This is a genomic window from Cellulomonas sp. IC4_254 (assembly GCF_011603975.1).
Lineage (GTDB): Bacteria > Actinomycetota > Actinomycetes > Actinomycetales > Cellulomonadaceae > Cellulomonas.
Genome location: NZ_JAANNB010000149.1, coordinates 1 through 9,752, shown reverse-complemented (window position 1 = coordinate 9,752; position 9,752 = coordinate 1). Strand labels below are relative to the sequence as shown.

Annotated in this window: 9 protein-coding genes; 8 read left to right on the top strand and 1 reads right to left on the bottom strand. The window is 76.3% G+C overall.

Going from position 1 to position 9,752, the window contains the following annotated elements; genetic code table 11:
• Positions 1-32 precede the first annotated feature (32 nt).
• Entirely contained in the window at positions 33-914 is an 882-nt protein-coding gene (locus G6556_RS13915) for an LLM class flavin-dependent oxidoreductase (RefSeq protein ID WP_166942491.1), read from the top strand.
• 96 nt (positions 915-1,010) lie between these two features.
• Here the strand turns inward: G6556_RS13915 and galE are convergent, their stop codons facing one another.
• Positions 1,011-1,970: a UDP-glucose 4-epimerase GalE gene (galE, locus tag G6556_RS13910; RefSeq protein ID WP_166942488.1), complete on the bottom strand. Its 960-nt coding sequence runs from the start codon at positions 1,968-1,970 to the stop codon at positions 1,011-1,013.
• A gap of 266 nt (positions 1,971-2,236) precedes the next feature.
• On the opposite strand from galE, the gene G6556_RS13905 reads away from it, so the two are divergent.
• The 7 genes from G6556_RS13905 to G6556_RS13875 form a co-directional block, all read left to right on the top strand.
• Complete coding sequence (locus tag G6556_RS13905) at positions 2,237-3,433, top strand: polyprenyl synthetase family protein (RefSeq protein WP_166942485.1); 1,197 nt, start codon at positions 2,237-2,239, stop codon at positions 3,431-3,433.
• Entirely contained in the window at positions 3,430-4,389 is a 960-nt protein-coding gene (locus G6556_RS13900) for a squalene/phytoene synthase family protein (protein WP_166942482.1), read from the top strand. The genes G6556_RS13905 and G6556_RS13900 overlap by 4 nt, the downstream gene beginning before the upstream one ends.
• The gene (crtI, locus tag G6556_RS13895) at positions 4,386-6,143 is read left to right on the top strand and encodes a phytoene desaturase family protein (RefSeq protein ID WP_166942479.1); all 1,758 of its coding nucleotides are present in this window, start codon (positions 4,386-4,388) and stop codon (positions 6,141-6,143) included. Before G6556_RS13900 ends, crtI begins: the two co-directional genes overlap by 4 nt.
• Positions 6,140-6,487, top strand: coding sequence for a lycopene cyclase domain-containing protein (locus G6556_RS13890; RefSeq protein ID WP_346774904.1), 348 nt, complete (start codon positions 6,140-6,142; stop codon positions 6,485-6,487). Before crtI ends, G6556_RS13890 begins: the two co-directional genes overlap by 4 nt.
• The gene (locus tag G6556_RS13885; protein ID WP_166942476.1) at positions 6,484-6,846 is read left to right on the top strand and encodes a lycopene cyclase domain-containing protein; all 363 of its coding nucleotides are present in this window, start codon (positions 6,484-6,486) and stop codon (positions 6,844-6,846) included. The genes G6556_RS13890 and G6556_RS13885 overlap by 4 nt, the downstream gene beginning before the upstream one ends.
• Positions 6,843-7,715, top strand: coding sequence for a prenyltransferase (locus G6556_RS13880; protein ID WP_166942473.1), 873 nt, complete (start codon positions 6,843-6,845; stop codon positions 7,713-7,715). Before G6556_RS13885 ends, G6556_RS13880 begins: the two co-directional genes overlap by 4 nt.
• 208 nt (positions 7,716-7,923) lie before the next feature.
• The coding region (locus G6556_RS13875; RefSeq protein ID WP_346774903.1) for a mechanosensitive ion channel domain-containing protein at positions 7,924-9,752 on the top strand (1,829 nt) is incomplete at its 3' end.

The window sequence follows — 9,752 nt, the reverse complement described above, 5'->3', positions numbered from 1 at the left end:
CCTCCGCCCGCCCCGCCCGCCCGCGCCTCGGCGTGGTGCTCCTGCCCCAGCAGCGCTGGGCGGACGCCCGGCACACCTGGCGCCGTGCGGAGGAGCTCGGTTTCGACCACGCCTGGACGTACGACCACCTCGCGTGGCGGACGCTCGCCGACGAGCCGTGGTTCGCCACGGTGCCGCTGCTGGCCGCCGCGGCCGCCGTCACCGAGCGGATCCGGCTGGGCACCTGGGTGGCGTCGCCGAACTTCCGGCACCCGGTGCCGTTCGCCAAGGACGTGATGGGGCTGGACGACATCGCGGGCGGCCGGTTCCTGCTCGGGCTCGGCGCGGGCGGCGAGGGCTTCGACGCCGGCGTGCTGGGCCCGGCCCCGACCCGCGGCGAGCGCACCCGGCGGTTCGAGGAGTTCGTCGAGCTGCTGGACCGGCTGCTCACCCACCCCGTGACCGACCACGAGGGCACGTTCTACGAGGCGCACGGCGCGCGGATGCACCCCGGCACGATCGTCCGGCCGCGGACCCCGTTCGTCGTCGCGGCCGGCGGTCCGCGGACGATGGCGCTGGCCGCCCGGTACGGGCAGGGCTGGGCCACCTACGGTCCGGTGTTCGCGCCCGACGAGCAGCCCGCGAGCCCGGCCGCGGCGCAGGAGGCGTGGTGGGCCGGGCTCGCCGAGCAGGTGGACCAGCTGCGGGAGATCGCCGGGCGGCTGGCGCCGGAGGGCCGGGTGCCCGACCTGTACCTCAACCTCGACGGGGCGCCGGTGTTCTCGCTGGAGTCGGCCGCGACGCTGGTCGAGGGCGTCGAGCGCGCGGCGGACCTCGGGTTCACCGACGTGGTCGTGCACTGGCCGCGCGCCGAGGGCATCTACGCCGGGTCCGAGGACGTGCTCACCGAGGGGCTGTCCCGCCTGGGGCGGTGACGCACCGCCGACTCCCCCGGGCCTGGCCTCGGGTCCGGGAGCGCGAGGACCCGGGCCGGCGCAGGGGGCGCTCCGACCCGGGTCGTCTCGGGGGCCTCAGTGGGCCTGCCGCGCCTCCCAGGCGCTGGCGACCATCTCGGTCAGCGTGTGCCGCATGACCCAGTCGAGGTCCCGGGCCGCGGCCTCGCCGGACGCGACGATACGCGCCGGGTCGCCCGGGCGCCTGGGGGCGACCTCGGGCTCGAACGCGATGCCGGTGCCCTGCGCCATCGCGGTCATGATCTCCCGGACGGAGACGCCGTCCCCGGAGCCCAGGTTGTAGACCCGCTGCAGCTCGCGGCCCTCGGCGAGCGCGCGGGCCGCGGCCACGTGCGAGGTGGCCAGGTCGGCGACGTGCACGTAGTCCCGCACGCAGGTCCCGTCGGGGGTGGCGTAGTCGTCGCCGTTGATCCGTGGGGTGCGGCCCTCGGCCAGCGCGTCGAGCACCAGGGGGAACAGGTTGTGCGGGCTGGTGTCGTACAGCTCCGGGGTGCCCGAGCCGACGACGTTGAAGTACCGCAGCGAGGTGTGCGCGAGCTCGGTCGCCCGGCCCTGGTCGCGGAGCAGCCACTCGCCGATCAGCTTGGACTCGCCGTAGGGCGACTCGGGGGCGGTGGGGGTGTCCTCGGTGACCAGGTCGACGTCGGGCGTGCCGTAGACGGCGGCGCTCGACGAGAACACGATCCGCCGGACGTCCGCGGCGGCCATCGCCTCGAGCAGCCGCGCGGTGCCGGTGACGTTCTGCTCGTAGGTGTGCAGCGGGCGCTGCACCGAGACGCCGGCGTACTTGAACCCCGCGAGGTGCACGACGCCGGTGACCTCGTGCTCGCGGAGCGCCGCGGTGACCAGGTCGGTGTCGAGGATCGAGCCCTGCACGAACGGCACGTCGTCGGGCACGAACCCCCGGTGCCCCGAGGACAGGTCGTCGAGGACCACGGCCCCGATCCCGACCTGCCCGAACGCCCGCACCACGTGCGAGCCGATGTACCCAGCGCCTCCGGTGACCAGCCACGTCATGCCGCCACCCTAGCGCGTCCGGCTGGTGCTTTCTGCGCGGATCCGGTGGTTTGTGTTCGATGAGGGGTTCCTGGGCCGGCGTCCTCGCATGCGCGCGTCGCGGCGCGCGCGGGCCCGGGGGGTCGTGGAACGGCTCCCGATGAGGCAGAGTGCACCAAGGCCGCCGGTGAGCGGCCGCGGCGGCCCGGCGCCGTGGCCGGCGCTCCGGTGGCGGCGCGCGAGATGCTCAGTATGCTGAGCATCCACTCGAGCCCTGGGGAGGACGCGTGCGCAGTGCCCGCACCCGAGCGGAGGGGGTCGGCGGTCTGGTTGCCGACGCCCCGGCGCGCGCCCGCACGGGCGGCCGTCCGCACGCGTCGACCGCGACGACGACCGTCCCGGCGACGCCCGTCCCGGAGGACACCGGCCTCGCCGCCCGCGTCGAGGACGCCGTCACCGTGGTCCGGCTGCTGCTGGTCGACGACGCCGCCGCCCGGCGGGCCCGCGCCCGCGAGCTGGCCGCCGAGCACGCCGCCCTGTGGCGCGCGGTCGGCGAGCAGATCGGCGGCGGCCGGCTGATGCGGCCGCGGCTGACGGTCGCGGCCTACCTCGGGCTGGGCGGCACCGACCTCGCAGCAGTCGCCCCGGTCGCCGCGGCGCAGGAGGTCCTGCACACCGCGATGCTCGTGCACGACGACGTCCTCGACCACGACGACACCCGCCGGGGCCGCCCGAACGTCACCGGCACCGTCCGCCGGCGCCTCGCGGCCCGCGGCGTCGAGGGCCCCGCGGCCGACGACCCCGTGCTCGCCGCGGGTCTGCTCGGCGGCGACCTCGCCATCGCGGCCGCGTTCGACCTCGTCGCCTCCGCCCCCGTCCCGCCCGCGACCGCGCTGCGCGTCGTCCGGTCGCTCGCGCGGGCCGTCGACATGACCGTGGCGGGCGAGCTGCTCGACGTGACCGGCGCGCTGCACGGCCCGACCTCGGTGGACGCGCTGCGCGTGGCCGAGCTCAAGACCTCCGTCTACTCCTGCTGCACCCCCCTGGCCGCGGGCGCGGTCCTGGCGGGCGCCGACGACGGCGTGCTCGGCGTGCTCGACCGGTTCGGCACGGCGTTCGGCGTCGCGTTCCAGCTGCTCGACGACGAGCTCGGCGTGTTCGGCGATCCCGGCACCACCGGGAAGTCCGTGCTGTCGGACCTGCGCGAGGGCAAGCGGACCGAGCTGCTGCGGCTCGCCTACCTCCGCGCCGACGACGCCCAGCGCGCGGTGCTGGACGCCACCGTGGGCCGGCCCGACCTCACCGAGGCGGACGCCGCGCGGGTGCGGGACGTGATGGAGGTGTCCGGGGCGCTCGCCGAGGCCCGGCTGGTCCGCGCCGACGCCGTGCGGACCGCGCGCACGACCGCCGCCGAGGGGCTGCCCGAGCCGCTGGCCCGCTACCTGGTCGACCTGGTGGACGCCACCGCCGGGGTGACCGGGTGACCGCGACCCGGCTCCCGGTCCGGGTCGCGTCGGCCGCGCTGTACGACCGCACCGCCGCCCGGGCGAGCCGCGCCGTGCTGGCCGGCTACTCCACCTCGTTCGGGCTCGGCACCCGGCTGCTCGGCCCGCGCGCCCGCCGCGACATCGAGGCCGTCTACGCCCTGGTCCGGATCGCCGACGAGGTGGTGGACACCCGTGGCGGCGACGACGCCGCGGCGCTGCTCGACGAGCTCGAGGCGCAGACCGCCCGGGCGATGGCGTCCGGCTACTCGACCAACCTCGTGGTGCACGCGTTCGCCCGCACCGCGCGCCGCACCGGCATCGGGGCGGCCGAGGTCGACCCGTTCTTCGCCTCGATGCGTGCCGACCTGACCGTGCGGGTGCACGACCGCGAGTCGTACCTGCGGTACGTGTACGGGTCCGCGGAGGTCGTCGGGCTGATGTGCCTGCAGGTGTTCCTCAACGCCGACCGGGCGCCGGGGGAGCCGGTGCGCCGGCCCGACGCCCCGACCGTGGACGGCGCGCGGGCGCTCGGCGCCGCGTTCCAGAAGATCAACTTCCTGCGCGACCTGGGCGCCGACTCCGGCGAGCTCGGCCGCTGCTACTTCCCCGGCGTGGGGCCCGAGGGGCCGACGGACGGGCAGCTCGCCGCGATCCTCGACGAGATCGGCGCCGACCTGGCCCGGGCCCGCGCGGCGCTCCCGCGGCTGCCCCGGCGGGCGCGCGCGGCCGTGTCGGCGACGCTGGCGCTGTACGACACCCTGCTCGCCGACCTGGCGGCGACCCCGCCGGAGCGGGTGCTCGCCACCCGGGTGCGGGTGAGCACGCCGCGCAAGGTGGCGGTGCTCGCGCGGACGCTGGCCGGCGAGGCGGCGGACGCGGCGCGGTCGCGGGCCGGGCGGGGTGACGCGGGCGGCGACGCCCGGGACGGACGAGACGACGGAGGTGCGGCGTGACGGGTCGGGTGGTCGTGGTCGGCGGCGGGATCGGCGGCCTCGCGACCGCGGCCCTGCTCGCGCGGGGCGGCGCGGACGTCACGCTGCTGGAGCGGCACGACCGGGTCGGTGGCCGCACCGGCACCTGGGAGTCCGGCGGGTTCCGGTTCGACACCGGGCCGTCCTGGTACTTCATGCCGGAGGTGTTCGACCACTTCTTCGCGCTGCTCGGCGAGCGGGTCGAGGACCACGTCGACCTCGTGCGGCTCGACCCGGCCTACCGGCTGTTCCCGGAGCCCGACCCCGCGCGCGGACCCGGGGCGGCGTCCGAGCCGTTCGACGTCGTCGGGGACCCCGAGGCGAACTGGGCGACCTTCGAGGCGATGGAGCCCGGCGCGGGCGAGGCGTTCCGCCGGTACACCGCGGAGTCCACCGACGCGTACCGGACCGCGCTCGACCACTTCCTCTACACGACCTTCGAGCGCCCCGACCGCGCGATCACCGGCGACGTCGCCCGGCGCTCCGGCACGCTGGCCTCGCTGCTCACCCGCACGCTGGCCGACAAGGTCGCCGCCACCACCGACCACCCCGTGCTGCGCCAGGTGCTCGGCTACCACGCGGTGTTCCTCGGCTCCTCGCCGTACCGGGTGCCCGCGCTGTACTCGCTGATGAGCCACCTCGACCTCGTCGACGGCGTCCGGTACCCGCGCGGCGGCATGTACACGATCATCGAGGCGATCGAGCGGCTCGCGGTGGCGCAGGGCGTGACGATCCGGACCGGCGCGGAGGTCGTGGCGGTCGAGGTGGACGGCGCCGGGCGGTCGGCCCGGCACCCGCGGCGCACCGGCGTCGCGCGCGGCGTGCGGCTCGCGTCCGGCGAGGTCGTGCCCGCCGACGTCGTCGTGTCCGGCGCGGACCTGTTCCACACCGAGACCGCGCTGCTCGCCCCCGAGCACCGCACGCTGCCCGAGTCGTGGTGGGCGGACCGCGGCCCCGGGATCTCGGCGCTGCTCGTCATGGCGGGCGTGCGCGGCGAGCTGCCCGAGCTGGCGCACCACTCGCTGTTCTTCACCCGCGACTGGCCCGGCAACTTCGACGCGATCCTCGGCGCGGGGCGGTCGTCGCGCCCCGAGGACCTCCGCGTCCCCGACGCCGCCTCGCTGTACGTCTCGCGTACCACGGCCACCGACCCGTCCGCCGCGCCCGAGGGCCACGAGAACCTGTTCGTGCTGGTCCCGTTCCCGGCCGACGCGTCGATCGGCGCCGGCCCCGCGGGTGCGGCGGAGCTCGACTCCTACGCCGACCGGTACCTCGACCAGGTCGGGCGCTGGGCCGGCGTCCCCGACCTGCGCGCCCGCGTCGTCACCCGCAAGGTCGTCGGCCCCGCCGACTTCGCGCGGGACTTCTCCGCGTGGCGCGGCACCGCCCTCGGCATGGAGCACACGCTCCGGCAGAGCGCGATGTTCCGCCCCGCCGACCGGTCGCCGCGGGTGCCGAACCTGCTGCACGTCGGCGGCGGCACCGTGCCCGGCGTCGGCCTGCCCATGTGCCTGATCAGCGCGGAGCTCGTCGCGAAGCGACTGCTCGGCGAGACCTCGCCCAGCCCGCTGCCGACGCCGCTGCGTCCCGGGTACCTCGACGCCGCGCGGCGTCGCGGCGCGTGGGTCGAGCACGGCGGCGGCGCGGCGCGGGGTGCGGCGCGGGCTGCGGCCGACGAGGCCGTGGCCGCCCGCGGGGTGCCCGACGACGACGCCGTGCCGGCGGGGGCGCGGTGATCCGGTTCGCCTACCTCGGTGCGCTGCTGCTCGCGCTGGGGGGTCTCGCCCTGATCGACCGCCGGTGGCGCCTCGCGTTCTGGGACGCCCCGCGCCGCGCCGCGCTGTGCGTCGGGATCGGCGTCGTCGGCTTCCTGCTCTGGGACGTCGCCGGCCTGCTGCTCGGGATCTTCGCGCGGGGCGAGAGCCCGCACATGACGGGCCTGCTGCTGGCCCCGGACCTCCCGGTCGAGGAGGCGGTGTTCCTCACGCTGCTCTGCTACAACGCCCTGCTCGCGTGGCGGGGGATCGACCGGGCGCTCGCGGCGCGCCGGACCCGCACGGCGGGGGAGGCGGTCCGGTGACGAACATCGTGCTGAACGTCCTCGTGCTCGCCGCCGTCCTGGTCGTGTCCTGGCGCGTGCTGCGCGGGATGCGCCCCGGCCCGGTGGTCGGGGCGGCGCTCGTGCTGTGCGTGCTCACCATGGTGTTCGACACCCTGATGATCGCTGCCGACCTGTACGTCTTCGACCCCGACAAGATCCTCGGGGTCTACCTGTGGGGGGCTCCGCTGGAGGACTTCTTCTACGCCGTCGTCGCCGCGGTGGCGATGCCGGTGCTGTGGACCGTGCTCGAGCGGCGGTCCGCCGGGCGGGGAGCGGCTGCGCCCGCTGCGCCCGGGGCGCCCGCCGGGCCCGTCGGGACCCCGGAGGGCACCGCGTGAGGCAGGTGCTCGCGGCCTCCCGGCCGTTCTCGTGGATCAACACCGCCTACCCGTTCGCCGCCGGCTACCTGCTGGCGACCGAGGGCCGGGTCGACCTCACGTTCGTGATCGGGACGCTGTTCTTCCTGATCCCGTACAACCTGCTGATGTACGGCGTGAACGACGTCTTCGACTACGCCTCCGACCTGCGCAACCCCCGCAAGGGCGGCATCGAGGGGGCGCTCGCGGATCCCGCCGTCGCGCGGGTCGTGCACCGGCGCATCCTGTGGGCGAGCGCGCTGTCCGTGCTGCCGTTCCTCGGCTACCTGCTCGCCGTCGGGTCGCTCGCCGCCGGGCTGACGCTGCTGCTCGTGGTGTTCCTGGTCGTCGCGTACTCCGCCCCGGTGCTGCGGTTCAAGGAGCGGCCCGTCCTCGACTCGGCCACGTCGGCCATGCACTTCGTCGGGCCGCTGCTCTACGCGCTCGTGCTCGTCGGGGCCGACCTCGGGTCCCGGTCCGTGTGGCCGGTGCTCGTCGCGTTCGTGCTGTGGGGGATGGCGTCGCACGCGTTCGGCGCCGTGCAGGACGTGCGGGCCGACCGCGAGGGTGGGATCGGCTCGGTGGCGACCGTGCTCGGCGCGCACGCGACCGTGGTGCTCGCGACCGTCGCGTACGTCCTGGCCGCCGCCGTGCTGCTGGTCCTGCCGTGGCCGGGGTGGCTCGCCGCGGTGCTGCCGCTCGTCTACGCCGCCAGCACGGCGCGGTTCTGGTCCGTGCGCGACGAGGACTGCGAGCGGGCCAACGCCGGGTGGCGGACGTTCCTCTGGCTGAACCTCGTCGTCGGGTTCCTGGTCACGATGCTGCTGATCGCCATCGCGCTCACCACCTGAGCGGGGGCGGCGCGGGTGCCGTGGCGGCTGCGGTGCGCGGCGCCGTGCGCGCGGCGGTGCGTGGCGCCGTGCGCGCGGCGGTGCGTGGCGCCGTGCGCGTGGCGGTGCGCCGCGCCGTGCGCGGTGCGGTGTGCAGGTCGTGCGCAGGGTCGGCGGAACGCCCGGCTCCGGGTGGTGACCGCGTGGCCGGGCGTGTTCGATGGCACGCGTGATCCGTGCAGCAACGCAGTCCTCCGTGCCGGCCGCGACGACCGAGGAGGCCGTCGACACCGCCCGCGACGTGCTCGTCCCCGTGCTCTGGGTGGCCGGCGCCGTCGTCGTCGCCCTCCTGGTCGCGGTGCTCATCGGCGCCGTCGTCCGCACCGCCGCGAAGAAGTCCGTCCTCGCCGCCGACCTGGCACGGCGGTCCAAGCGACCCCTGCGGGCGGTGCTCATCGTCATCGCCGTGTGGGTCGCCCTGGCGATCTCCGTGTCCGACGTCGACTGGGAGACGGCGTGGATGCGGGCGATCGGACACGTGCTGCTCATCGCGCTCATCGCCGCCGCCACCTGGCTCGTCGGGACGCTCGCGTTCGTGGTCGAGGACCTCGCGCTGCAGCGCTACCGGGTCGACGTCAAGGACAACCGGCACGCCCGCCGGGTCCGCACCCAGGTGCAGCTCCTGCGCCGCATCACGGTCGCCGTCCTCGCGATCGTCGGCATCGCCGCGGTGCTGCTCACGTTCCCGGGCGTCTCCGCGTTCGGTGCGAGCCTGCTGGCGTCCGCCGGCCTGCTGTCCGTCGTGGCCGGCCTCGCGGCGCAGAGCTCCCTCGCGAACGTGTTCGCCGGCCTGCAGATCGCGTTCACCGACGGCATCCGCGTCGACGACGTCGTCATCGTCGAGGAGGAGTGGGGCCGGATCGAGGAGATCACCCTCACCTACGTGGTCGTGCACATCTGGGACGACCGGCGGCTCATCCTGCCGTCCACCTACTTCACGCAGACGCCGTTCGAGAACTGGACCCGCCGCGCCGCCGAGCTGCTCGGCACCGTCGAGATCGACGTCGACTGGCAGGTGCCGGTGGACGAGCTGCGCGCCGAGCTCAACCGGCTGCTCGCCGACACCGACCTCTGGGACCACCGCGTCGGCATCCTCCAGGTCACCGACGCGGTGAACGGCGTCGTCCGGCTCCGTGCCCTCGCGAGCGCCGTCGACGCGCCCACGCTGTTCGACCTGCGCTGCTACCTGCGCGAGGGCCTCGTGTCCTACCTTCAGCGCAGCGCACCCCAGGGCCTGCCGCGCACCCGCATCGAGACGACGAAGGGCACCCCGCTGCCGGCCGTCGAGGCCGCACCCGCGCCCGCCCAGTCCCGGCGGCCCCGCACCGGCGCGCACGCGATCGTCGAGCCGCCGACCGAGACCGGGCAGCTCGACGCCCGGCTGTTCACCGGCAGCGTCGAGGCCATGCAGCGCGCCGGGTCGTTCGCCGGGCCGGGGGAGGACGTCATCGCCGAGCGCGAGGAGCACGCCGCCGAGGCCCGGCAGGACGCCGAGGGCGGCGCCGGGCGCTCCTCCGGCGGCCGGCGGGTCGACGTGGTGCCCGCACCGGGGACGGACGCGGTGCCGCTGGCGGCCGCGGCGGCGTCGGGCGCGGGTTCGGGCGCGGGCTCCGGTGCGGCGGCGGCCGGGACACCGGACGCGGTGCCGGTCGCACCGGCGTCCGGCGCGGAGGTCGGCGCGGCCGCCGCAGGCGCGACGGACGGCACGGGCGTCGTCGATGCGCAGGCGCCGGTCGTGACCGGCTCGGTCGGTGCGGGGGCTGTGACGCGGAACCCCACGACCGCGACGACGCCGGACGCGTCGACGACGGAGGAGCCGACCGCGGCGACGCCCCGCACCGCGGTCTCCGGGAGTGCCGCCACCTCGGCCGCGACGACCCCGGTGCCGCCGAGCAGCCAGGACCGCCCCGCGCCCACCGGCCCGGGCCAGGACTCCGGGACGATGATCCTGCCCGCCTACGACGCCGACCGCCCGGCGTCCGGCGACACCGGCGAGAC